The sequence below is a fragment of the Streptomyces sp. NPDC033221 genome (assembly GCF_055577005.1).
The window spans coordinates 47,795-71,196 of record NZ_JBVIQN010000017.1; the positions used below are offsets into that span (position 1 = coordinate 47,795).

Annotated in this window: 17 protein-coding genes; 7 read left to right on the plus strand and 10 right to left on the minus strand. The window is 71.4% G+C overall.

The window, feature by feature from the left end; genetic code table 11:
- Positions 1-268: 268 nt before the first annotated feature.
- The 4 genes from ACZ53K_RS22560 to ACZ53K_RS22575 form a co-directional block, all read right to left on the minus strand.
- Positions 269-1,090: a SigB/SigF/SigG family RNA polymerase sigma factor gene (locus ACZ53K_RS22560; protein ID WP_468839418.1), complete on the minus strand. Its 822-nt coding sequence runs from the start codon at positions 1,088-1,090 to the stop codon at positions 269-271.
- A 547-nt stretch (positions 1,091-1,637) separates the two neighbouring features.
- Positions 1,638-2,522 carry a hypothetical protein gene (locus ACZ53K_RS22565; protein ID WP_468839421.1) on the minus strand — a complete coding sequence of 295 codons (885 nt, stop codon included), beginning with the start codon at positions 2,520-2,522 and terminating at the stop codon, positions 1,638-1,640.
- A 110-nt stretch (positions 2,523-2,632) separates the two neighbouring features.
- On the minus strand, positions 2,633-3,292 hold the full coding sequence (locus ACZ53K_RS22570) for a signal peptidase I (RefSeq protein ID WP_468839423.1): 660 nt from the start codon (positions 3,290-3,292) through the stop codon (positions 2,633-2,635).
- A gap of 98 nt (positions 3,293-3,390) precedes the next feature.
- A complete protein-coding gene (locus ACZ53K_RS22575) occupies positions 3,391-4,056 on the minus strand; it encodes a hypothetical protein (protein WP_468839426.1) in 666 nt (221 codons plus the stop codon).
- Positions 4,057-4,355: 299 nt separating this feature from the next.
- Here ACZ53K_RS22575 and ACZ53K_RS22580 point away from each other — a divergent pair, with 299 nt between their 5' ends.
- Positions 4,356-5,231, plus strand: coding sequence for a MurR/RpiR family transcriptional regulator (locus tag ACZ53K_RS22580; RefSeq protein ID WP_468839429.1), 876 nt, complete (start codon positions 4,356-4,358; stop codon positions 5,229-5,231).
- Positions 5,232-5,380: 149 nt separating this feature from the next.
- Here the strand turns inward: ACZ53K_RS22580 and ACZ53K_RS22585 are convergent, their stop codons facing one another.
- Both ACZ53K_RS22585 and ACZ53K_RS22590 read right to left on the minus strand, forming a co-directional pair.
- Positions 5,381-6,181 carry a hypothetical protein gene (locus ACZ53K_RS22585; protein ID WP_468839432.1) on the minus strand — a complete coding sequence of 267 codons (801 nt, stop codon included), beginning with the start codon at positions 6,179-6,181 and terminating at the stop codon, positions 5,381-5,383.
- 227 nt (positions 6,182-6,408) lie between these two features.
- Complete coding sequence (locus ACZ53K_RS22590) at positions 6,409-7,128, minus strand: helix-turn-helix domain-containing protein (protein ID WP_468839435.1); 720 nt, start codon at positions 7,126-7,128, stop codon at positions 6,409-6,411.
- Positions 7,129-7,168: 40 nt separating this feature from the next.
- Between ACZ53K_RS22590 and ACZ53K_RS22595 the strand changes: the two genes are divergently transcribed.
- The 3 genes from ACZ53K_RS22595 (at position 7,169) to ACZ53K_RS22605 (ending at position 11,522) form a co-directional block, all read left to right on the plus strand.
- A complete protein-coding gene (locus ACZ53K_RS22595; RefSeq protein WP_468839438.1) occupies positions 7,169-7,780 on the plus strand; it encodes a hypothetical protein in 612 nt (203 codons plus the stop codon).
- Positions 7,781-8,292: 512 nt separating this feature from the next.
- Positions 8,293-9,804: an MFS transporter gene (locus tag ACZ53K_RS22600; protein ID WP_468839440.1), complete on the plus strand. Its 1,512-nt coding sequence runs from the start codon at positions 8,293-8,295 to the stop codon at positions 9,802-9,804.
- A gap of 65 nt (positions 9,805-9,869) precedes the next feature.
- Complete coding sequence (locus tag ACZ53K_RS22605) at positions 9,870-11,522, plus strand: amidohydrolase (protein WP_468839443.1); 1,653 nt, start codon at positions 9,870-9,872, stop codon at positions 11,520-11,522.
- Positions 11,523-11,805: 283 nt separating this feature from the next.
- Here the strand turns inward: ACZ53K_RS22605 and ACZ53K_RS22610 are convergent, their stop codons facing one another.
- The 3 genes from ACZ53K_RS22610 to ACZ53K_RS22620 form a co-directional block, all read right to left on the minus strand.
- Complete coding sequence (locus ACZ53K_RS22610) at positions 11,806-13,020, minus strand: peptidoglycan-binding protein (RefSeq protein WP_468839446.1); 1,215 nt, start codon at positions 13,018-13,020, stop codon at positions 11,806-11,808.
- 2,302 nt (positions 13,021-15,322) lie between these two features.
- Entirely contained in the window at positions 15,323-15,760 is a 438-nt protein-coding gene (locus ACZ53K_RS22615) for a transposase (RefSeq protein ID WP_468839449.1), read from the minus strand.
- 12 nt (positions 15,761-15,772) lie between these two features.
- Positions 15,773-17,080 carry a PAS domain S-box protein gene (locus ACZ53K_RS22620; RefSeq protein ID WP_468839452.1) on the minus strand — a complete coding sequence of 436 codons (1,308 nt, stop codon included), beginning with the start codon at positions 17,078-17,080 and terminating at the stop codon, positions 15,773-15,775.
- Positions 17,081-17,481: 401 nt separating this feature from the next.
- Here ACZ53K_RS22620 and ACZ53K_RS22625 point away from each other — a divergent pair, with 401 nt between their 5' ends.
- The 3 genes from ACZ53K_RS22625 to ACZ53K_RS22635 are packed head-to-tail and all read left to right on the plus strand — an operon-like array spanning position 17,482 to position 22,423.
- The gene (locus ACZ53K_RS22625) at positions 17,482-18,960 is read left to right on the plus strand and encodes an ATP-grasp domain-containing protein (RefSeq protein ID WP_468839455.1); all 1,479 of its coding nucleotides are present in this window, start codon (positions 17,482-17,484) and stop codon (positions 18,958-18,960) included.
- On the plus strand, positions 18,957-20,969 hold the full coding sequence (locus tag ACZ53K_RS22630; RefSeq protein ID WP_468839457.1) for a PEP/pyruvate-binding domain-containing protein: 2,013 nt from the start codon (positions 18,957-18,959) through the stop codon (positions 20,967-20,969). The genes ACZ53K_RS22625 and ACZ53K_RS22630 overlap by 4 nt, the downstream gene beginning before the upstream one ends.
- Positions 20,966-22,423 carry an MFS transporter gene (locus ACZ53K_RS22635; protein ID WP_468839460.1) on the plus strand — a complete coding sequence of 486 codons (1,458 nt, stop codon included), beginning with the start codon at positions 20,966-20,968 and terminating at the stop codon, positions 22,421-22,423. Before ACZ53K_RS22630 ends, ACZ53K_RS22635 begins: the two co-directional genes overlap by 4 nt.
- Positions 22,424-22,486: 63 nt before the next feature.
- On the opposite strand, the gene ACZ53K_RS22640 is transcribed toward ACZ53K_RS22635, so the two are convergent.
- On the minus strand, positions 22,487-23,140 hold the full coding sequence (locus tag ACZ53K_RS22640) for a hypothetical protein (protein ID WP_468839462.1): 654 nt from the start codon (positions 23,138-23,140) through the stop codon (positions 22,487-22,489).
- Between the last annotated feature and the right edge of the window lie 262 nt (positions 23,141-23,402).

Genomic DNA, 23,402 nt, shown 5'->3' on the forward strand with positions numbered 1-23,402 from the left:
GAGTCGTGTCACCCGTCGGGGCTCGCTCGCTTCGTCTTCGCCCACCGAGCGAGAACGTTCGACGCTTGGCCACACGGACCCGACCATCTATGCAACGAGTGTTGCATATTCATCATCGTGCGACAAATTCGGTATGCGGTCCTCTCACCGGCCGGGCTGAGGGCCGACCGGTGTCACCGGGGCGACGCGGCGGTACCGGTACGGTGACCGGCGGATGGTGCCCGTGCTCGGTGGACCCGCTCCAGCAATTCCGCTTCTGCCGGAGGGGTCAGCGCCTCCTCGCCCTCGGAGCCGGGGCGCGGGTGGAGCTGGTGACGTCGGCCTGCAGGCGGGCGAGGGTGCGACGGATGAGGCGGGATATGTGCATCTGCGACAGGCCTAGTTCGGCAGCGATGTCCGCTTGGGAGAGGCCGGCGAAGAACCACATGTAGAGGATGCGGCGTTCACGCTCGGACAGGCGTGCCAAGGCAGGTTTGACCGCTTCACGGTCTTCGATGCGGGCGAAGCGGGCGTCTGCGGCACCGAGGGTGTCCACCAGCGCGAAACCGTCACCCTCGGTGCTCGCGGCCGCGTCGAGGGACACGGAGCGGTACGCCTGCAGGGCTTTGAGACCAAGGGCTATGTCGTCCTCGGTGAGATGGGTGTGGGCGGCCAGCTGAGCCGGTGTGGGGAGGCGATGGTCGAGGGTGGTGGTCAGCTCGTTTAACGCCACACGAACCTTGTTGCGGGCTTCTTGGGTACGGCGTGGAACGTGTACGTCCCAGGTGCAGTCCCGGAAGTGCCGCTTCAGTTCGCCGGTGATGGTGGGTATGGCGAAGGGTTCGAAGGCGTCGGCCTGTTCGGGGTCGAAGCGGTCGACGGCCTTGATGAGGCCGAGAGCGGCCACCTGCCGGAGGTCTTCGAGGTTTTCGCCGCGCTCGCGCATGCGCTGGGCCAGGCGATGGGCCAGGGGCAGCCAAGCGGTGATCACTTCACGGCGCAGTTGCTCCTTACGGGCACCGTCGGGAAGTGTGGCCAGGAGCCGGAATTGCGCCAAGCTGTCCGGGCAGTCGTGGCGGCGTCTTCCGCCTGAGGGCGCGGGATCGGTCATGGCGGCGCCTTTCCAAGAACTGGGCGGGGGGGGGTAGGGGTCGCGAGCGCCGGGCACTTCACCGGGGCGGCGGCCGCACCCTCACACGGGGGCTCGATCCGCAGCGGCCGCTCCGAAGCCATGCTCCGCCGCGAGGAGGTGCCGCCGGGGCGGCGGCCGGTGTGGGTGCGGAGTCCTTCCCCTGGATGACGACGAGGCCGTCGCCGTCGCTGCCGTACGTACGTCCCGAGTTGAGCCCGCCACCCGCGCCGCCACTGCCCGCACGTTCCGCCCCGCCGTCACGTTTCTTCCAGTCGTTGCTGCCGGTGGTTCGGCAGTACCCTCCCAGCCGGGCTCCGGGCTCCGGGCGGCCGGGTGCCGGTGAAGGCGCGCGTGCGGCTCTTCCGGTCCGGCACGATCGCCGAAGCGTTCATCGGGGTGCTGATCACCGGCTCGTCCGCATGCGGACCCGCCTGGTGCGCGACACCGAAGTACCCGGCCGCCGCCCCGGGCTCCGAGGCGCCGGTGTCCGCGGGCGGTGCACGAGTGGCGGGGTCGGGCCGTCATCTCATGCTCCCTTGTTCTCGCTACGCGGGCGGGAGGACGAGGACGTCACCCCCACGACGGCGTCGGCCGGGAGTTCGTCAGGTGCGGCTGCCGTGGTGTTGTCGTCGGGGACGGCCCCGGCCGTGCGGCGGCGGGTGGACCAGGCGGCGACACCGGCGACGATGGACCCGAGGGCCAGCAGGGCCAGGCCCCACAGGTCGGCGCCGGTGCGGGCCAGGGCCCCGCCCGGCTTGTCGCGGTCGGTCCCGGTGTCCGCTCCGGAGCCGTGGGAGGCGCCCGCGTTGTCGTCGACGGCCGTGTGCACGTCGCCGGTGTCACCGTCCTGCCCGTTCTGCTCGCCACTGGTGCTCCCGGCCGTACCGCCGTGCCCGTCAGCGTCCGTGTGGTCGTCGCCGCCGGTCGCCGTGCCCGTGACCTTGAGCGTGACGCGGGCCGTCGTACCCTCCAGGCTGGACGGCAGGTCCGCGGGGACGGTGAAGGTCAGCTTCAGGTGCTGGACTTCGTGGGGTGGCGCCGTCCGCGTTCCCAGATCGACCGCCTTGTCCAGTGCGGTCCCCGGGGCGGCGAGTCGCGTTCGTACGTCCGGGCAGTCGCCGTGTGCCCAAGGCTCCGAGCACTGCTCCACGCCGGCGCGCAGGCCCCCGCCGTCGGTGAGCCGGCCCTCGCCCCACAGGCTCGCCGTCTCCGTCAGCGGTTCGCTCCGACTGGAGATAACGTCCAGATACCGGGTCACCTGGTCACCTGGTTCGAGGCCGGGAGTATCGGCCGTCCACGCCGCTCCGGGTCCCGACGCGATGCGCAGGGTGTCCGGCCTGCCGCCGGCGTCCGAGGCCGCGGCCTGCCCGGCCGCCGACCATGCGAGGGCCGCCAGGGTCGCGGCCGCCACCGTGGTGGTCCGCCCGCCACGGCGTAGCTGCCCCGGTCGGTGCGGGGTTCGCCTCTGATTCACCGTCATGTACCTCTTTCCAGCTGGGCCGCTCGGACCCCGGTGTCTCGTCATCGGCTGCGCCGTCGCCGGGGCAGCAGTCGGCGCAGCCCCCAGCCCATGAGGAACAGTCCGGCCACTGCTCCCGCCACGGTGACCGGCCCCACGTGGGCCACCGCCTGCGCGGCGCGTCCCGCTCCTGGGACGATGTGGACGACACGTGCGTAACTGCCGGGCCCGGAGAGGTCGATCTTCCAGGGGTCCACAGCGTCGTTCGCGTCGCCCTTGGTCTGGATCACCCGCCCGGCGGCGTAGGCGTCGTCCCGTACGACCCGGTGCACCACGGGCTTGCCGTCCTTCGGCGTCCAGGGCCGCGGCGGCCGGAAGGCGATGATGTCGCCTTCCTTGATGTCCTGGGCGGCGACGGGCTGGGTCACCGCCAGGGAACCTTTGGGCATCACCGGGGTCATCGACGGCGTCAGGATGGGCATGAACTGCATGTCATAGGCCGTCCGGGCCACGCCCACCGCCAAGACCGCCAGTACGAAGGCGGTGACCAGCAGCGTCGACAGCGCCCGCAGGACGCCGCGGGCCACTCGCGCGGCGCCGCCGCTCCCGCGCCGTCGGCGGCGGAGCCGGGGGGCCTGACGCCGGGCGCCGAGGCACGGCAGTTCCTGGGTGGCCGCCTCGGCCGGCTGTGCGGCGGCCGGAGTGGTGGGCAGGTCGGTCACGTTCTCGTACTCTCTGGATCTTCGCAGCCGGTGTGGTGCGTCAGGCGGGGGCCGGGCCGCCGGGGAAGCGGTGCGGCCCGGCCCCCGCCGTACCGGGCCTAGTTGTTGTCGGCCCCGCCGTTGTCGGCCGGAGAGCCGGTACCGGTGAAGCCGAAGCTGATCGAATCGACCACCTGGCTCTTGACCTGGTCCCAGTTCTTCTCGGTGCCGTCCTTCAGGTAGACGTGCAGGTCGACCGGGAGGTCGTTCTTCTCGAAGCTCTTGAGCTTGCCGCCGACGGCGGAGAGGTCCACGGGCAGGGTGCCCTTCTGGACGATGTCGGCGGCCGACAGTCCGGAGGCCACACGCTTGCCACCGGCGTCCACGTCCACCAGGAGCTGCTTGGCCAGCCCCTCGTTCTGGTCGGTCTTGGCGTAGTTGACCTTCAGGCCGACGGTGTCGATGTCCTGCTTGCCGCCCGCCGTCAGGTGGACGACGGTCTGCGCGCCTTCGCCGTCGTTGGCCATCTTGGCGTTCGTCAGCTGCTTCGAGAGGTCGGCCTCCTGGTGGTGGTCGACCAACAGCGAGACGTCGGTGTTCTTGTCCGGGTCACCGCCGTTGTGATCGGCGGTGCCGAAGACGCCGGACGTCGCCAGAGCGGTGGAGGTAGACAGCGCGTAACCGCCGGCGGCCAGCAGGCCTGCACCCGCCACCAGGGCGACCGCGGCGACCGCCTTCTTCTTCTTCGGCATCCGCTGCTTGTCGTTCTCGGGCGTGGTGGTCATGAGGTTCTCCATATCTGCATTGCCATTCGTTCCGCGGATCGGCCGGCTTCTTCCGCCCGGCGCCGGGCCTGAGGGGTGGGCCCGCCGAGGGGCCGGAAGACAGCAGGCGATTGAGGGCATCTGCTGCCGGGAGGGGCGCGCACGATCCGCGCTGAACTCATTAGATCTGCAACATTCGATGCAGTCAAATTCGTATGCAACGAACGCTGCTTTCCCTTTCGGCCCCGAAGCATCCGTGCGCAAAGCGCACCTAGACTGGGAGCATCGAAGTCCCGCGCTCAGGTGCGGCTGTCTGGGAGGTGGGAAGGTCGCTCCAGGTACGCATCGCGGAGCAGCTCGCGAACATGCCGCGCGGAAGTCAGGCCGCACGCGTCTTCGAGGTCTTGCAGACCAGCCCGGAGTTCGCCTCTTACGCCTCGGCCCGTGACATGGCCCAGCGGGCGGGAGTCAACGCCTCCACCGTCACCCGCGCCGCACAGCAGATGGGGTTCTCGGGGTGGCCGGATCTCCAGCTGGAGATCCGCAGCCAGTACCTCTCCGCCCTGTCCGGTCCCGAGGTGCTCAGCGAGCACACGACCGCGATGAACGAGACCCCGACGCACGCGGCGCTCCACCGGGACAGCGACCACCTGGCCAGGATGGCGCGGTCGCTCGACCCCGCCGAGGTGAAGGCGCTGGCCGACACCATCGGGGACGCGCCGCGGACCCTGGTCACCGCGTCCGGCAGCTTCTCCGCGCCGGCCGTCGTCCTGTCCTACCTCGGCACCGCCATGGGCTTCGACATCCGGCTGGACACCATGGCCGGCACCGAACGCACCACCCAGATCATTGCCCTGCCGCAGGGCGGCTGCCTGGTCATCTTCAACTTCTGGCGCACCCCGCGCGAGCTGATCGCGATCGCCGAGGCGTCCGCCCGGCGAGGGATCACCGTCTGCCTCGTCACCGACCGGCGCACCAGCCGCCTGGCCCAGGTCGCCGACCTGGTCGTGGCCGTCCCGAGCGAAGGCGCTTCCATCTTTCCTTCCATGACCCCCGCGGTCGCCATCAGTCACGCGATCCTGGCCGAACTGGCCGCGGCCCACCCCGAACAGGCCGCCCGCTCCATCAGCGACATCGAGTCCCTGTGGACGGACATCGGCCTCATGGACCGCTCCACCGGCCGCTCCACCTCCTGACGGGTACACCGGGCCCGCGTTCCGCCGCACCGTCAGCAGACGCCGAGGTGAGCCGCCACCGCAGCTCATTGCGCCGACGGCCCGTCAGGGGTCGTCGGCCACAAGGACGCCGTCCGGTGACCGTCGCACGCCGACGAGCCGGCCGGCCGTCATTCGTCGCAGCACCGAGGGTGGAGTGGCCTTCCGGCGCTCGACCACTCCTGCAGGTCGTACACCTCCGCCGCGTCGAGGCCCGCGCCACGCGAAAGCGCCGACGTGAGCCACGCGGCGAGGGCGGCGGCAGCGGCCGGGTCGGCCCGGGCCACCCGTCCCACGAACTCCAGGTTTCCGCCGGATGCCGGCTGATCCGTACGCGCCAGAGCGGCCAGCAGGGCCGCGTGCGCCTGGACGGGGTCCGGAAGGACCGCCTTCGCGGCCGCCCGGGCGGCCGGGTCGGCGTAGTGTCCGGCGCAGGCGGCGAGGACCCGGGCCAGCCAGGCGTCGACGGCCGGCAACTGCAAGCTGCCGCATACGGCGAGGAAGTCGCGCGCCGCCTCGTCCCCGCGCTTCGGCGCCTCGGCGTCCAGGCGGCCTTCCTGCGCCAAGCGTTCCAGCTCGCCGGCCCGCTCGGTGGTACGCCATGAATGCGACAGGAACGGTCGGGGCGTGCGCGGGCCGGCGGTACGCCGGTCCGACCGAGCGGCGGCGCCCTCGTCCGGCGCGCAGAAGTGGGGATCATCGACGGCCGGCCGGTCGTCGCACCTGCCTCCGTCGCCCCGGCGGCAGCCGTCCTCGCACTCGTCGCGGAGCGGTTCCCGGAGGGTGCCGGAGTCACCGTCGGCGGCCGCCGCACGCCTGCCCGTACGGCGACGCGACGGGAATCGCCTTTCGGCCGCCCGCCCTGCCGATTCCTGTGCAGCGACCGCTGCAAGACCGCGCCGGGAGCGCCACGGGGGCAGATATCCGCTCATCAGAGCCTCACAGATCCAACATCAGAATGCCGCGCACGCCTCCGCGGGCGCGCGACGGCGCTTGCACCGTGTCATCGGGTGGACGCACGGCCGGTCCGGTAGCAGCCACCATGTGCACGGCCCAGTCCACTCACCCCCCATTGAATACGCAACAAGCGTTGCATTGCAAGTTACGGTGCAACAAATCGTCGCTTACGGGGATGTGCCGCTACGCGAGGGAGGGGCCGTCACGGCCGGTCGCTTCCGGTGTCGGCGCCGTCGTGGAACAGCAGCCACAGTCCGAAGGACGTGTCCGGCGCGTCCAGCCGGGCGCCCAGGAGCCTCTCGCAGCGTCGCAGCCGGTTGTTCAGGGTGTGGCGATGCACGCCGAGCGCCGCCGAGGTGCGGTCGTTGCGATACTCCTCGCGGACCCACGTACGCAGAGTCTCCAACAGGACATCGCCGCCGGGCACCGTCTCCAGCGTCTCCAGGAGCCGGGAGCGCAACAGCGCCACACCGGCCAGGTCGATGGTCGCCGGCACCAGGTCCCGCCACTCCAGTTCACCATGGGTCACCAGCGGCGTCTGCCGCCGCACGGCCTGGCGCGCGGCGGACCGGGCCTGCTCGTAGGCGACGCCGAGCTCCGACCGGTGCTGGAGGGAGGCCAGGCCGGCGTGCACGGGACGGCCGAGGTGGCCCACCAGACCGTCGACGAGGCTCCGGGCGTCCAGGAAGACCTCGGCGCGGGCCACCAGGAGCATCCCCTCGGGAACTTCGCACGGCGTCACCCAACGCCCCAGCCCCCAGCGCTCCTCCAGCGCGGCGGCGAGCAGCGGAGCCGGGACACCCGTGAGCACCAGCATCGCGTACGGGCCCGCCTGCGGAAGGCGGAACTCCTCGACGACCTTGCTCCACACGCTGCTTCGCAACGCGTGCCCGGCCAGCAGCCGGATTCCGGCTTGCAGCATGAGCAGTTCGTGCGGGGCGGGGGGGACGACTTCTGTTGAAATGGTCGGCGAGTTGGGCCGCAGCGCGGTCGAGGCGTTCCAGCCGGGCCGCGTCCAGTGGCCGGCCGGACACCAGCAAGACCGCCTGGACCTTGCCGCCCGCGGCGATGGACCGCACCCTGACCTGTTCGGAGCCCGAGGTCATCACGGTGCGGAACATCGGGTCGTGGGCGGCGGCGGGCGGCAGACCGACGGACAACCAGGTCGGCAGCGCGTCGTCCTGCGGCGCGGGGCCGGCCAGGGGGCGCAGCCGGGCGTCCAGGACGTGGACGCGGGAATCGAGTTCGGCGCCCAGGTCACGGGACCAGCCGGCCAGGTCGGGCACGACTGGGTGCGTCCGGCGCAGCGCGGCACGGATCTCCCTGGCCGGGTCCTGGCCGGACACCGGAAGCCAGCGCACCACCGGCACCTCGTACTGCTCGGCCAGGGCGAGGAAGCCGATGGGCACCGCCTGGGTGGTGGCGGTCACCTCGATCACCGCGAGCGGTGCGTACCGCAGGCGGGTGACGAGGGCGCGTTGGGCGTCCCGGCCGGTGGGGACGGACGCCGCGTCCAGGGTGACGGCATGGCCGGGCGGCAGGGGAGACGCATCGGTCGAGGCCCGCCCGCGTAGGTCGGTCAGGTCGGTCACCTGCCGGTCCACTCCCCCGGCTCCGACCAGGAGACGGACCTGCGGGGAGAGGTTTGCCAGCAATTGAACTGTTTGTACCGCCATGCCGCCATTATTCCGCGTAGTCCTCACCCACCGGATACACGTCCCGGCCCGTCGGTTCGGTGGCACGCATCACACCTCCCCTTTGGTCCCTCACTTCCGGGCCGTTCGGCGAGCGCACCGGAGGGCTTACGTCCTGGACGCGTGGCCACCGTCAGGAACGGGAAACGGCACGGCCTTCCCCCCGGCGGCCCCTCACGGGCCAGGGCGCCTGGCCGCACGGCCACCGGCCCCCGCCCGGGTCCCGGCAGGCCGAAGGTCCCGGTCCCCGGGCAGGACCTTCGGCGCGCGGTGCCGCGCCGAACACGTCCCAGGCTGGAACCGCACCACACGAACACTCCGCCGGTCCCGTGAGACGCCGCCGCAGTCGCGGCACCCGGCACGGGCGGACCCTTCAGAGGAGATGACCGAGCATGTCAGGTCCTGCGGTTCCCACCGACCCGCCGGTTCCACAGAGTTGGTCGCCCCGGATGCTGCGCAATCCGCGGCGGAGGCAGGCCGCGCTGCTGGGAGTGAGCGCGGTCTCGACCATCCAGATGGTCGATCCGAGCCTGAACTCCACGGCCCTGCCCCGCGCCGCGTCGGGCCTGGGCATGAGCTCGGGAACGATGACGCTGGCCGCCAGCGTCGCCACGCTGCTGCTGGCCGCCTCGATGCTGGGGACCGGGTCCCTGGGGGACCTGCGCGGGCGACGCAAGGTCCTGCTGTGCGGCACCGTGGCCACGATTGTCGGCTGCCTGGTGACCGCGCTCGCCGCCAACGGCGCGGTGTTCCTCATCGGGCAGGTCATCACCGGTATCGGGACGGCGGCCGCCTTCGGCATGAGCCTGGCGATCATTCCGCTGCTGTTCCACCGGCACGAGCTGCCCCGGGCGTTCGGCATCTGGCTCGGTGTGCAGGGCATCATGATCGTCGTCGCCTGCGTCGGGGGCGGCGGGCTGGTCACCCACTTCGGCTGGCGGGTCGGGTACTTCGTCGTCCCGGTGATCGGTGTGGTCGCCGCCGTCTGGGCGCATCTGACGGTGCCCGACAGCCGGGCGGAGAAGGCACGCCGTTTCGACACGGTGGGAGTGCTGCTCGCCGCCGTGGCACTGATCTGCCTGATCGAAGCGTTCAGCCAGGTCGGCGCGCACGGCTGGCTCTCGCCCGTCACGCTGGGGCTGATGGCGGCCGCGGTGGTGCTGTTCGGTCTGTTCGCCGTCTGGGAGCGGCGGGTCGACGAACCGGCCTTTCCGATGGAGCTGTTCGCCTCCCGGCCGTTCGTCGCGGCGATCGTGGTCGGCGTCGTCTTCAACCTCGGCAACGCGGCGGTGACGATGCAGTACCCGCTGATGGTCCAGCAGACGCTCGGCAAGTCGGCCTTCGTCTCCTCGATCGTGATCGCGATGTTCGGCGTGGGGTCGATCGGTGGCGCGTTCGGCGCCGGCACCTTCCAGACACGGCGGGGCGTCAGCGACCGAGTGATGTTCGTCAGCGGGCTCGGCTTCATCGCCGCCGGGCTGCTGGTCATGGCCTTCACCACCGAGCACACCCCACTGTGGCTGTTCGTGACGACCTCGACGGTGATCGGCTTCGGTGTCACCTGGGCGCAGAACCCGCAGTCCGCCGTGATGATGCGCTCCGCGCCGCCCTCGATGGTCGGATCGGTGGGCGCGGTGAAACCCGCGGTCGGCCAGATGGGCATGGGGCTCGGGCTGGGCGGTCTCATTCCCGTGGTCAGCTCCTTCACCGCCGCCTCCTCGGGAACGCCCCAGCACGCCGCCGCACGCGGCTTCGGCCTCGGCATGCTGCTGATCGCCGTCCTCCTCGTCGTCGCCGCGCTGGCCATCTGGCGCATGATGCGGCCCCAGCGGGACGACCACGGCGTAGCGCTTCCCGGGCAGGGCACCGCACAACCCGTCGAACAGCCCTCGCAAGCGGCCTGACCGGGCGCGTACGCACAGTACCCGTCGGCACGCCCTCCCCTCCCCTCCTCACAGGAAGAACGACAATGACCACCACCCCCGCACCCAAGTCCACCAACCGCGTCCCCCAGCGGATCTTCGTGAACGGCGCCGTGATCACCGTCGATCCCGGACGGCCACGGGCCGAGGCGCTCGCGGTCACCGGCGGCCGTATCACCGCCATCGGTGACGACGCGGAGATCCGCGCCCTGGCCGGCCCGATGACCGATGTCGTCGATCTCTGCGGCCACGCGGTGCTGCCCGGCTTCGTCGAGGCCCACGGCCACCCGAGCGTCAGCATGACCACCGACGGCCCCGACGTGGTCGACATCCGCCCCATGACCTGTCCCACCGCACGCTCCGTCATCGAGCGGATCGAGGAGACCATCGCCGCCGCCGAGCCCGGCGTGCCGCTGGCCTTCGTAGGCTGGGACACCCTTCTCCAAGAGGGCCTCGAAGAGCCCACGCGTGCCTGGCTCGACGCCCTCGCTCCCGCCAACCCCGTTGCCATCCTGCAGAATTCCGCGCACATGTCCTGGGGCAACTCCCTGGCCGTCGAAGCGATCGGGCTGACCCGCGACACCCCCGACCCGGCGGGCTGTCACTTCGAGCGCGACGCCACGGGCGAACCCACCGGCAAGGCCGTCGAGGCCCCGGCCTCCCTGATCATGATGGGCGCACCCCTGAGCCCGCCCACCGCACGCATACCGGCGCTGCTGGCCCACGAACACCGTCTGCTGGCCTCGCACGGCCTGACGACCTGCGGAGATCTCGGCCTCAAGGGCGACATGCGGGACGTCTGCGCCGAGTTCGCCCGCAGCCGGCTGGCCCGCGTACGGGTACGGGCCTACGAGATGTCCAACGGGGAACTGCACACGGACGCCGCACCCGGCCAGGGCGACGCCATGTTCCGCCAGATCGGCATCAAGATGTGGGCCGACGGCAGTCCGTGGATCGGCAACATCGCCACCAGCTTCCCCTACCTCAGCAACGACCGGACCGCCGCCCTCGGGCTCGGCCCCGGCCACCGCGGCTGCGCCAACTACACACCGGAACAGGCCCGTGCGATCGCCGAGGCGTACCTGCCCCGCGGCTGGCAGCTGGCGTGCCACGTCCACGGCGACGTCGCGGTGGACATGATGCTCGACGTCTTCGAGAAGGTGCTGGCCGAACACGGCCGCCCGGACCACCGCACCCGCTTCGAACACTGCGGCACCATGACCCGCGAGCAGTACCGGCGGGCCGCCGAACTGGGCATCACCTGCAGCCTCTTCGTGGACCACATCTACTACTGGGGCGACGTGCTGGTGGAGAGCCTGTTCGGCGAGCGCGCCCATGACTGGGCCAACGCCCGGGCCGCCCTCGACGCCGGCATCCGTATCTCCTTCCACAACGACGCGCCCGTCACGCCCGTCGAGCCACTGCGCAACATTCAGGTCGCGGTCACCCGGCGCACTCGCTCAGGCACACGAGTGCTCGGCCCGCAGAACCGCGTCACCCTGACCGAAGCCATCCGCGCCCAGACCCTCGATGCCGCGTGGCAACTTCAGAGCGAACGCGAGGTCGGCTCCATCGAGCTGGGCAAGCACGCCGACCTGGTCGTCCTGAGCGCCGACCCCTACACGGTCGATCCGGACACCATCGGTGACATCGACGTACTCGCCACCTACCTGGACGGGCGGCTCACCTACACCGCCTGAAGCGTCCCGCGCACACCACATCCACGCGACGCGGCCCCGCAAACCCGGTACCCCGCCGGCGTTCGCGGGGCCGCAGCCCATCGTCGCGTCGACCCCAGAGGCGGGACCGGTCCCCCTCTTGTGCCGTTCCTCGCGAACGCGATGTGCGGGCATACCGCTGAGGCGCCCGGTGCCGCTTGTCGGCTCCGGCGCCTCGTGGCCGACGCCGGTCGGCATTAGCTTCAGTCACCGACGGTGCCGTACCTGCCTGTCGCCCCAGTGGCCTTCGGCCGGCACCGTCGCCTCAACGGAACAGGCGCCGCCAGGTCTCCGGTCCCGGGTAGCCGTCCGCGTCGCCGCCTCGCCACCCCTGGGCACGCTGAAACGCTTCGACATTGCGGCGGTCGCTTTCCGACCAACGCGGCCCGGGCCCCACCGTGTAGTGACCTCCGAACCCCTTCTTCACGAGCTGCTGTCCGAGCTGGGTCACAAAGGCGCTCGACCGGCCCGGGCGAAAAACGCCGCGGCCGGGGAAACCCGGCACCCCGCCCGCCCGTTCGGAGCCACCCGCCGCCGGAATGTCGTTGCCGGTTCCCTTCACCAGGCGCTGCCAGGTCTGCGGCCCCGGGATGCCGTCGGCGTCCGCCCCGCGCCAGCCCTGGGCGCGCTGAAACGCAGCAGTGGCCTGCTCGTCGGCCCGGCCCCACGTCGGCCCGGGGCCGACAGCGTAGAAGCGTGCGCCACCGCGCTGTATCAGCATCCGGCCCAACTGTGTCACGTAGTCGTTGTGTTGCCCGGACCCGAACCTCCCGGCTCCGGGGAACGCGCCACCCGCGGGCCGGGACGACGCACCCGCATCTCCCCGGCCCGCACCATTCGCCGCGACCGCCTTCGACCGGTACGCCACATACCCCGACGTGTGGTTCCAGTACGGGAACGGAGTCACCCGCCGCAGAGCGTGCGGCTTGGTCAATTCGTAGGCCACGTACCGGGTCTGTGAGGCATTCGCCCAGCCGCCGAAGAGGACGACGTGCGAGCCATAGGACGGATTTGCCGCATTGTGATAAAGGAGAATATCGCCCGGCTGGAGCGCATCCTTGCCCACACGCACTCCGAAAGAGGCCAGGCTCCCGGTCCACTGACTGCCGGACAGTCCCCATGCCATCGACACGAAGCCCGAGCAGTCCTGCCGGTATCCCTCGTAATAGCTGCTCATGCTGTACCGCACTCCGCGGTCCACCCAGTGCTGCGCGCGTCGCACCATCTCCGCCCGGCTCGTCACGGCCCCGTGGTAGGAGGCGTGCTGCGCGCCCGTGACCGCGCTAGCCGCCGCGGCGGGCTGGGCGGAGAACAGCTGGCCGGAGCCGACGGCAGTGGTGACGGCCGCCATGGCCACCATCAGCGCTCCGGTCGCAGTGCGTCCCGCCCGCGCCGAACGAGCTGCTTTCCGGGCCGCTTCGCAGTCGAGACAGCCGCAGCCGTCCGGGGGGAGGACTTCCTGAAAGAGGGGGGTGGACATGATTTCAGCTTTCTGTGATCGGGAAATTGCCACGTGACCGAGGCAGGCGAAAAGGAACAGGGCGCGGCTCGGATCGCAACGGAATGCGGGAAGACATCAGCTTTTCCGGCGTCTGCTCGCGGTCCTGGTTCAGCGGACCGGCCGGGCGCGCGAGCCTGCGGCGTCCTCCGTCAGGGGGTACGGCCCACGGCTGACCGCAGGCAACATCCGGGACCGTCGGAGTAGTGGCCCAGGAGCGCACCGATGTACGCGAAAGCGGCTGTCGCCGGTCTTCTCACGCCGGCCACGCCCGTCCCGGGATTCTCGGACGCGTCGCTTCATACTGCGCGGTAAGCGACATAACTCTTCTGGGAGCAGTGCCGTCCGCACGGGGTTCCGACTCGGGCTTCGACGGTGTCGGCGGATCGGGAGAGCCCGGCAGCGGACGGGCCACCAGCGTCGTCGCCCGTATCGGCAGTCGCGGACCGCTGCGCGCCCTCTGTGTCACGCCGACGACCACCGGCCACGACGGTGCCGGCGCGCGGTGCACCGCGCGAGGAGTGCCAGGCCCTTCAGGCCGTCGGTACCAGTACTCGACAGAACGCCGCGAAGGAGGCGGTCGACAAGGATGACCGCGTTACCGCAGACGCAGTCGTGCGGGGCACCGCCCGACTCCCGCCCGTCCACCCGCGCCCGTCCCACCCGCCGGAGTCTGGTCCGGGCGAGTGGATGCGACGGGTTTGCGCGTCAGGCCACCGGGACGCGCACCGTCGAGTGCATGTGACAGGTGTCGTGCGACGGCGACATCGACGGTGTGAGCCGGCGGAAACCGGACGCCCGGCCATCCGGGCGTCGCCGGACCGACCGTCCGCCCCGTGGCGGCCCGGACACCACCGCACGGTGGACCGGGGGCAGGCCAGGCCGCTCATAGTCGCCTGCCCCCGGAGTTCGCTCTTCGTCAAGCCGGTCACCGGCTGTCGGCCGACGGGGCGAAGCCCGGTGAACCCGAAGGCTCGCACGCATACTTGACGGTATTTTCCGCACCCTCACCGTCGTGCGTCGGCTCCGTGCCCATCAGCCCGCCCGGCAAAGCGGCGTGCTACTGGTCGTCGCCCAGTGACGAGACGCGGAGGTGCGGGCCGAGGCCACGGCCGCTGCCCGGCCCGCGCCGCAAGCGCCAGACCGACCGGGCGAAGCCTCGATGCGTAACCTCCCCCCAGCGAACAGCCCCGCGCCGACCAGGACATCCGCGCCCGCGGTGAACTCGTTCTCTCGCGAGGCCCGCGTACTGGTCGCCTCGGTATTCACGGCTTTCCAACTTTCCGAAGGGTAAGGAAGGTTCTCGCTGGAGGCACCCGCTGAGGGGACGCGCGCCTCCACAACGGGCCGCCCCACCAGCAGGCAAGCCCCGCCCGCATGAGCCCAGCGCCGACGAACGGCACCGGGCCCGCGTGTACAGATTTACGGCTATTTGACCGCAAATCCCGCGCTCGAGACCCATTAGAGACGCAACAAGCAGCAACAGTCAAGCCGATACGCAACGAACGCTGCACAGCGTTAGCGACGGTCGGCCGCCAGGTCTGGTGCCGCCAGGGCATGCCGCGAAGGAGGTAGGCGACCGTACGCAACCGGACCGGAGGCCGGTTCAGTGAAACGCTCCCCATCGCAGATCACGTGTGCCCGGAATCAGGCGATCGACGGCCCGCAACTCGTCCAGCAACACCTCGTGCAGCCGCTACCACAACCCGACTACGCCCGAGCCCCGCAGTCGCCGCCGGCACGCCGCTCGAACGGGAATACGGCCACCCACGCTGCGTCAGTAATCCTTGACCGGCGCCGAGCGGTCCGCCTCGCGCGGACCCTTCCCGTCAGAGCGCCACCGGCCGACGAAGGCGGCGCCCCGCAGGCCGGGTCCATGGCGCCGGCCATCGCGGATTCGCCCGTACTGCGACCGGGGCCGCGTACGGCCGGGGGGATGCAGCGCGGGACGGTGGCGGGTTCCGCCGCCAGAACCCGCCGAAGTTGCCCGTTTACCCAGTCACCCAAGGCAACGGTACCGCGAGCGTTGAGGACGCTGCCCAGGTGTTCGGCTTGTCGAGGTCGAAGAGCTACGACCTCGTGCGCCGCGGGGAGTTCCCCTGCCGCGTGCTGTCGATAGGCCGCACCGCCTGCGTCGTCACCGCCTCGCTCCTCCGGGTACTCGAGAGCGGCGAGCCGGAGTACAGCAGAGCCTCCGGTGCAAGCCCCAATCCGTCGTGACCGGTCCCGTCTACGCAGGCCCCCGTCGGAGCAAGCCGGCAGGGCCTTCACATGACACGAGCGATCACACAGCCCCTATGAGCGGGGTGCTGGCCGAAACTGTTCGACCAGGTGGAAGCTCGTCATGGTCCTGGGTGCTCGGGTCGACCCGCAGACGGGTGAACACGATGCGCTGGAGCGCGGCATTGGCCTGACGATCGCCACCGCGGTTGAGCCGACGGAACTGCCAACGCCCCGGAGAACGCTCGTCAGGGCTGACCCCGCACAAAGCGGCGAACGACGCCTCACTGTCCAGGTGTTCCGAGTTGTCCCCCACCGTGATCAGCAGAGCGCCGGCCGTGTCCGGGCTTATCCCCCACCACCTTGAGCAGCTGGGGCGCGTGACATTCCACGAGCCGGGCCAGACGAGCGTCCACCTCCCGCATCTGCTCGGAGAGCTGACCGATCCGGCAAGCCGCCCGCTTCGCAGCCTCCCGGCGGCCGGGCCCCCGGCCACGCGCACGCCCCGCCCACCTCACCGTGAGCCGAGCGAATCGCGGGTCGCGGCCGGGCGCGGCGGCCAGGCGCGGGGGGCGAGGATGCCGAGGACGTAGGCACGGGCGACGAGGGCGGGTCTGGTCTCGGCGCCCAGCAGGTCCCGGAGCCGGCTGAGGTGGTAGTCGACCGCTTGCCGGGAGAGTTTCAGCGAGGTGGCGATCTCGCCGTTGGTGCTGCCGCCGGCGAGGAGGGACAGTATGCGGATCTGCGCGGCGGTGAGCGGCGGGTGGGCCTCGTGGGCGATGCTCTGGTCGGTGACGACGGCCCACACGTGCGCGACACGGCCGACGGGGCCGCTCACCGTGGACAGGTGGAGCTGCGCGCGGCGTTGGCGCCCCTCGGTGTCCAGGAGTACGGCGGAGGTCTCCGCCCGCCTGATGCGGCGGGTGATCAGCCCCTCCCAGGCGCGACGCAGGGGGCGGAGGTCGGGTGTGGCGGCGAGCAGGGTGTGCGCACGGCGGCCGACGAGGTCGGACAGGCGTGTCCGGAACAGTTCGGCGGCGGCCGTACCCGCCTGTTCGATACGGCCGCCGACCGAGAGCAGCGCGCAGGGCAGGCCGCTGTAGTCCCGCAGCGCGCGAAGATTCTCCTCGGCCTCCTGACGCTGGCTCGTCGCGCGGACGTGGTCGGTGATGTCGACGTAGATCCCGGCCACACAGGTCCGGCCGTTCTCCTGGACCGGGAAGCGGTGGCCGGCCGCCTGCCCGGTGCTGCCGTCCGAGCGGTGATAGCGCAGGTGGTGGCGGACCGGCTTGCCGCGGCTGAGTATCTCCTGGTCCAGGGCCCGGAACTGGGCGGCGTCGGAGGGGGTGTCGAGATCCTCGATACGGCTGCCGACGACCCGCTCCGGTGTGGTGCCGTAGAGATGCGCGTAGGCGTGATTGGCCCATAAGTAGCGGCCGTCGCGGTCACGGAGGAAGGCCGCGGCCGGCGCGAAGCCGGCGAAGTCCGCGAAAGCGGCGTACGGCCGGCCGGCCGCGGGCTGCGCACCGGCCTCCATCGCGAGCCCGCGCGTCCAGCCCCGGCTCCCGTCCTGGGGCCATCTCACGGTGAAGGTCCGGCCGTCGAACTGAAGCAGGCGGTGGCCGTCTTCGAGGGCGTCTCCCGTAGCGGACAGCTCTTGGCGCGCGCGGTCCAGGAAGCGCTGCGCGGTGGGCAGGTCGGCGAAGGCCCCGCCGCCCCGCTCCTTGACGCGCCCCTGCTCGTCGGCCTCCCACCAGGACACGGGGAGGTGCTCCAGCAGTGCTCTGAGACCGGGATCGTCCACGGCGGCCTTTCCGTCCATGTTCCCACCGGGCGGCGGGAAGTGACATGGCGATGCCTATCCCGCGCGGAGTCCGGCCATGCTCGGTTATCGGCCGACTGCGGTACGTGAGCGCTTCGCCGGGGCAGCTTGCCATAGGTGATCCACCACCTTCGTCCGCACTCCAACGATGTCCACGACTTTGGCATTTGCCTGATTGGCACCCGCCTCCCGTGGCACTTCCGGCACCCGCCTTCTGATTCCCTTGTGTGTGTCACCGGTTACCCGGCGTGTTCTACGCGGGTTGCGTCAGCGTGTCCCGGTCACGGTCGACGGGCAGCGCCAGGCCGGGCAGCGGGGCCGGACCCGGCCCGACATCCCGGACGGACGCCCGGCGCCCCGGACGGACGAGCGAACAGACAAGTGATGGGAGACGAATCTCAGTGAGCACGGTGCTGTTGGTGCACGCCAAGGGTGGTCCGCCGCTCGGCCATGTCCTGTCCCGGGCAGCCGCGCGAGCGGACGTGCACCTGCTGGCGCTCAGCGCGCTTCCGCCGTCGGTCGCCGCGTCCGCGGAGCGGCTGTGCGCCTCGGTCGTGCTGCCCACCGACGCGGAGCGGTCCGATCTGGTCTCGTTGATCGTCTCGCGAGCCGGAGCCGTCGGCGCGGACGCGGTCCTCACCTTCTCCGAGTACGCGGTCGTGGCCGTCGCCGAGGCGTGTGAGGCGCTCGGTCTCGCCGGGGCGGGAGACGCCGCAGCGCTCGCCCGCGACAAGCGGATGATGCGGCACACCTGGCATCGGCACGGCCTGCCGCAGCCCGCGTTCCGCCCCGTCGCCACACCCGCGGACCTCCACGATGCCGTCGCCGCCCTGACCGCTCCCCTGCTGCTGAAGGCGGCCTGGAGCGCGGGCTCCACCGCCCATCAGATCATCGCCTCCCCGCAGGAGGCCGACGCCGCCTGGCAGCGCTCGCGCGAAACCATGGACCAGTCCGCCCGGCTGGGCTTCGCCGAACTCCATGTGGCCGAGGCGGCGGGACACTTCGTGGTCGAGGAGATCGTGACCGGCGACACCGCGGGCTGGTTCGACGAGCCCGGCTGGGGCGACTACGTCAGCGTCGAGGGCGTGGTGACCGGCGGCGTCTTCCGGCCGGTCTGCGTCAGCGGCCGGATGCCGACGGTGCAGCCGTTCACCGAGCGCGCCGGCATCACCCCCGCGTCGCTGCCCGCGGACCTCCAGGACCGCGTCGTCGCCCTCGCCCGGGAGGCCGTCGACGCCCTCGGCCTGCGCGACTGCGGTACCCACACCGAGATCAAGCTCGGCGCCGACGGGCGCATGTGGCTGATCGAGACGGCCGCCCGGTTCGGCGGCGCGATGACCGTCCCGCAGATCGAGGAGGTGTTCGGGCTCGACGTCGTCGGCATGCTCGTGGACCATCTCCTGGGCCGTCCGGTCGCCTGGCCCGAGCGGGTCCTCGGCCCGGAGCAGGCACGGGGCGCCGCGGGTTCCCTCGTCGTCCTCGCGGTGGACGGCCGCGGCGCGGCCTGGCAGGACCGCAGGCTGTGGGACTTCCCCGTGGTGCGGGAGGCCGTCGCGCTGAGCGAGGGCAGCACGCTCTCGGTGGTACCGGAGAGTTCCCTGCCCGACGGCAGCGCCGTGCCGGTCTACGATCCCGCCGGCGGTGCCAACACGATGGCGGCCCTGTGCCTGCTCTCCGCCGCCGACGCGCGCACCGTGCTGCGCGACTTCACGGCTCTGGTGGACGCGCTGCCCGACATGCTGCCGCCCGCCGTACCCGCCGCACCGCGGTCCGGGCCCCCGGCCGACCAGCCCCGGAACATGACCGCACCGTCAGCATCCGTATCCCCCGCCCGCCCGCGCGTCCGGCCGGCCGTACCGTCCGAGGAGGTCGCCGTATGACCACCACTCCGCTCCCCGTCAGCGTCGCGGACCCCGCGACCGACCGCACGGTCATCGGTGAGAACCTCTCACTGCCGCTGTTCCGTACGCTGTCCGGGGTCCTGGCAGGCCACCCGTACCTGAAGGTCGTCGTCGACCGCGCCGAGGGCACCTGGCACCTGCTCGACACGGCCGCCCACCCCTTCCACGTGAATTACATCGCCACCCGCGTCCTCGGCATGGGCCTCGCCGAACTCGACGCCCGTCTGGACGAGTTCAACGCGTCCGTCTACATGGACCCCGAGCGCCGCTTCCTGCTCGGGGTGCTGTCCCTGCACACCGACGAGGACCGGGAGGGCCGGGAGCGCACCTTCCTCGTGCTGGAGACGACCGAGGCCGACACCATGCACGGGGAGTTGCTGGAGTTCTTCTACACCTTCGTCCGGGAGCGCGTCGACGGCAGGCTGCCGCTCCTGCTCAAGCCCGCCAACCACGGTCAGGAGGAGGCACTGGCCTCGGTCAGTGAGCAGCGGGTGCCGCGCATCCTCGGCCACCAGCTCTTCGGCTCCAGGGTCCGCGTGCCGCTCAACACCGGGGAAGCCACCGGCCGGCTGCGCTGCTTCAAGACCGCGGCGGAGTACGAGGCGGCGGCCGGCGGGCTCGGCTGGTCGGACATCGTCGCCATGCCCTGCCTGCCGGACGGCGTACAGCGGGTGGCCGGGTTCATCAACACCGCGCCCATCACCCCGCTGTCCCACACCAACGTCCTCGCCTCCGGGTGGGGCATCCCCAACGCGATCGTCCGCGACCTGGACCAGCTCGTCCAGAAGGACGGTTTGGACGGGGCCTGGGTCCGCTACCGGGTCCGCGAGGACGAGATCACCCTGGAGCGGCTGGAACAGGCCCCCGAACTACGGGCCCCGGCCTGGCACCAGCAGCGCATCCGCCTGGAGCCACCGCTCCTGGAGGACGCGCCCGTACTCTCCCTGCACCGGCTGCGCAGCGCCGACCGGGACCGCTACGGCACCAAGGCGGCCAACCTCGGAGAGCTGCACCACGTGCTCGACAGCCGCACGGCCGACCTCACCGCGTTCTACGGCCGACCCCGCCCGCCCCGTAAGAACCTGTACGGGCACCTCGCGGCCCGGCTCGGCCTGGTCACGCCCTCCGCCACCGAGCTCCGCGCGGCAGCGGCCTCCTTCGTGGCCGGCACCGTCGCGGCCCCCGAGGGTGTGGCCCTGCCGTTCTCCCTCCTGCACCGTTTCCTCACCTCCTCCCCCGCGCTCCAGCAGGGCATCGGCAAGCTGAAGATGGCACTCGAACTCGACGCCATGGGCGTCCTCGACTCGCTCTGCCTGCAGATCCAGCACCTGATCCGGCACACCGCGATGCCCGACTCCGTCGCCGGGGAGATCACCCGGCCCTTCCCCGCCCCGCTCGCCGCCGGCGGCCGCCTCGTCGTACGCTCCTCCTCCAACGCCGAAGACCTCCCGGGGTTCTCCGCAGCCGGTGTCTACGACTCCGTCACCACCGTCCACGGCACCGGCGAACTCCTCGACGCCGTACGGCAGGTGTGGGCCTCCCTGCTCTCGCCGCGCAGTGTGCGGCTGCGTCACCAGGTGGGCATATCCCTGGACGACACCTACATGGGCGTGATCATCCAGGAGTACGTCCCCGCCGCGCTCGGCGGCGTCCTGGTGACCTGCGACCCCACCCGGCGCGAGGACTTCCGCAACGTCTACCTCAACTGTTCGCCGGGCTCGCCCGAACAGGTCGTCGAGGGAGAGGTACTGCCGCAGCAGTACCTCTACAACACCGTCGAGGGCGGCGGGCGCACCGTCGCCCTCGGTTCCTGGAGCGAGGGCCTGCCCGCCGCCACACGGGCCCGGCTCGCCGACCTGTCCCTGACCGGTCGGCTGCTGCAGTCCCACTTCAGCGCCCCCGAGGTGGACGACCCGCTGGACATCGAGTGGCTGCTGACCGACCAGGGCGACTTCCGCCTGGTCCAGATCCGCCCCTACGCGCTGTGAGCCCCCGCCTCCCGCGCTCCGCGGCGCGGCCCGCGGCCACGCCCCTGACCGGCACCGCCCGGCGCGTCATCCGGCTCAACTACGGCTTCCAGCTGCTGTTCAACCTGCTGTGGTGGATGCCGGTGTTCTACGCCTACCAGAAGGACGCCGGACTCTCCGACGGGCAGATCTTCGGTATCCAGAGCATCTACTACGTGGCCTTCTGCCTCTTCGAGATCCCGACCGGGCTGATCGCCGACCGTATCGGTACCCGCAACTGCCTGCGGGCCGGCGCCGTCGTGATGACGGCCGCGAACCTCGCCCCGGTGGTCAGTTCCTCGTACTCCGGCTTCCTCGTCCACTTCCTCGCCATCGCCGCCGGCCGCTCCCTCACCTCGGGCGCGGCCAGCGCCTACCTGTACGACGGGCTGCGCGCCGAGCGGTGCGAGGAGCACTACCTCAAGGCGGAGGGGACCGCCCGGGCACTCGGGCTCGCCGCGAAGATCCTCTGCTGGCCCCTGGTCGGGCCGCTGATGGTCCTCGTCCACCCGGCCCCGTACCTCCTGAGCGCCCTGAGCGCGGCGGGTTCCCTGATCTGCGTCATCGCCCTGCCCCGGTCCGCAACGCCCGCCAAGGCTCGCGCTACGGCCTCGCCGGGCCGGACCGGAAAGCCCCGCGCACCACGGGGCGGGCGCGGCACCACGCTGGGCGACGCGAAGGCGGCGCTGCGCTGCGTCGTCTCCTCGCCGTGGCTGGCGCTGGTCATGGTCCAGGGCGTGGCCGTGTTCACCCTGTCCAGGATCTGCCAGGTCAACCTCTTCCAGCCGATCCTGCTCGACCACGGCATCGGCGAGTCCGCGCACGGCGGGGTACTCGCCGCCATGACGGTGGCGGAGGCCATCGGCTCGGCTCGGCCCCAGTGGCTGGGCCGCCGCCTGTCACCGGTGGCCTGGGTCTCCGTCCTCAGCCTCGTCCTCGCGGGCACCCTGGCGGGCATCACCCTCGGCGGGCCCTGGGCGGTCGTCGCTCTGCTCTGCGTGTTCGCCGCCGCGGCCGGCTTCGCCTACCCGATCCAGCGCAAGCTGGTCAACGACGCCGTACCCGCCGACGCCCCACGGGCCACACTGCTGTCGGTCGAGTCGATCGTGGACCGCGCGGTGTGCGCGCTGGCGGCCGTCGCCGTGGGCGCCTACCTCTCCGCAGGCCACCTGGACGCCCTGCTCTGGCACAGCGCCATGGCGACCGCGGTGCTGCTCGGCGCCTTCCAACTGGTCCTGCGGAGCATGAGGACGCGGCGCGGTGCGGAAGGGACGGCGGAGGGGGGTGCGGCCCCGGAGACGGTGGAGAGGGTTACGGCCCTGGAGGCGGCGGAGCGGCCGGACTCTGCGGCGACAGAGGAGCCGGGCTCCCGGCGACGGCATCCGGGAGGCGCGGCGTCCGGCGCGCCGGACACACATTCCAGAGCCGCCCGGTAGGACGGGCGTACGCCCACGCACACCTCGGGGCGCGGGCGTGCGTACGGGCGTACGCGCACCTGTTCAGGCGCGCCGACTGGCGCCGTACGCCAGGCACTCGATCGCTCGGACCGGGAGGTAGGCGGGACGGAAGGGCCCTCCGACCCGATAGGCCACGTAACCGAGCGAAGCCGCCACGTACGTCTCCTTGGCGGTCTCCCCCTCGTAGACGAGACGGCAGCCGTGCGCCGCGGCCCTGGCACGCTTCCAGAGGACGGGCGCCGGCTTACGCTCCGCCTCGGTGCGCGGAGTGAGGATCCGGTCGCCGAAGTCCTCCCAGGCGAACGGAACAGGCCCCTTCCATGCGGCGTCGACCTCCTTCTTCAGGGCGGCAGCGCGCTCGGCGTCCGTCTTGCCCCACGAGGACGGCACGTTGGTGATCAGCCCGACCTTGATGTGCCGCTCCCGCAACGTGCGCAGGTACGCGGCCGCACCCGGCAGGTAGCTGATGCCGGAGTCCGCGGCCGTGTGCACCAGAGTCTCGCCCAGATCGAAGTAGACGACGGCACAACCGCGCGCCGAAGGTGTCCGCGCCCCGGCCGGAACGCCGTGCGACACGTCCGCCGGCACGGCCGCACTCGCCGCGGTACCCAGCATGACCGATGCCAGCGCGGCGGCCGGCAACACGAGTCCGATACGTCCGACACGGAAGAAGCCACGGAAGGAGGTTCTCTGCATGGCGTTCGGCGCCTCTCTCTTCGACGCGCCACACAGACGCGTCCTGTGCCAACTGCGTGACAAACAGATACGCAAAGCGCCCCAACGGCCACTTGCGCACCCGGAAGAGACCCTCTCCCCCGTCACCGCTGCTTCCGGCCATACCCCTGAACAGCACACGCCACTCGCCCACCGTGAGCTCTTCGGGAAGGACGAAGGTGCCTTCGTGGTGCCGGTCGCTTGAACGGGCCGTCATCCCGCGCGCCCCCACCAGTCTGGGCAC

Excerpts from the sequence above, each read along its gene's own strand:
- ACZ53K_RS22575 (WP_468839426.1), bottom strand. The coding sequence starts at position 4,056 with ATGACCACCACGCCCGAGAACGACAAGCAGCGGATGCCGAAGAAGAAG.
- ACZ53K_RS22610 (WP_468839446.1), bottom strand. The coding sequence starts at position 13,020 with ATGTCCACCCCCCTCTTTCAGGAAGTCCTCCCCCCGGACGGCTGCGGC.
- ACZ53K_RS22595 (WP_468839438.1), top strand. The coding sequence starts at position 7,169 with ATGGTCGGCGAGTTGGGCCGCAGCGCGGTCGAGGCGTTCCAGCCGGGC.
- ACZ53K_RS22590 (WP_468839435.1), bottom strand. The coding sequence starts at position 7,128 with ATGCTGCAAGCCGGAATCCGGCTGCTGGCCGGGCACGCGTTGCGAAGC.
- ACZ53K_RS22585 (WP_468839432.1), bottom strand. The coding sequence starts at position 6,181 with ATGAGCGGATATCTGCCCCCGTGGCGCTCCCGGCGCGGTCTTGCAGCG.
- ACZ53K_RS22560 (WP_468839418.1), bottom strand. The coding sequence starts at position 1,090 with ATGACCGATCCCGCGCCCTCAGGCGGAAGACGCCGCCACGACTGCCCG.
- ACZ53K_RS22600 (WP_468839440.1), top strand. The coding sequence starts at position 8,293 with ATGTCAGGTCCTGCGGTTCCCACCGACCCGCCGGTTCCACAGAGTTGG.
- ACZ53K_RS22630 (WP_468839457.1), top strand. The coding sequence starts at position 18,957 with ATGACCACCACTCCGCTCCCCGTCAGCGTCGCGGACCCCGCGACCGAC.
- ACZ53K_RS22620 (WP_468839452.1), bottom strand. The coding sequence starts at position 17,080 with ATGGACGGAAAGGCCGCCGTGGACGATCCCGGTCTCAGAGCACTGCTG.
- ACZ53K_RS22605 (WP_468839443.1), top strand. The coding sequence starts at position 9,870 with ATGACCACCACCCCCGCACCCAAGTCCACCAACCGCGTCCCCCAGCGG.
- ACZ53K_RS22640 (WP_468839462.1), bottom strand. The coding sequence starts at position 23,140 with ATGCAGAGAACCTCCTTCCGTGGCTTCTTCCGTGTCGGACGTATCGGA.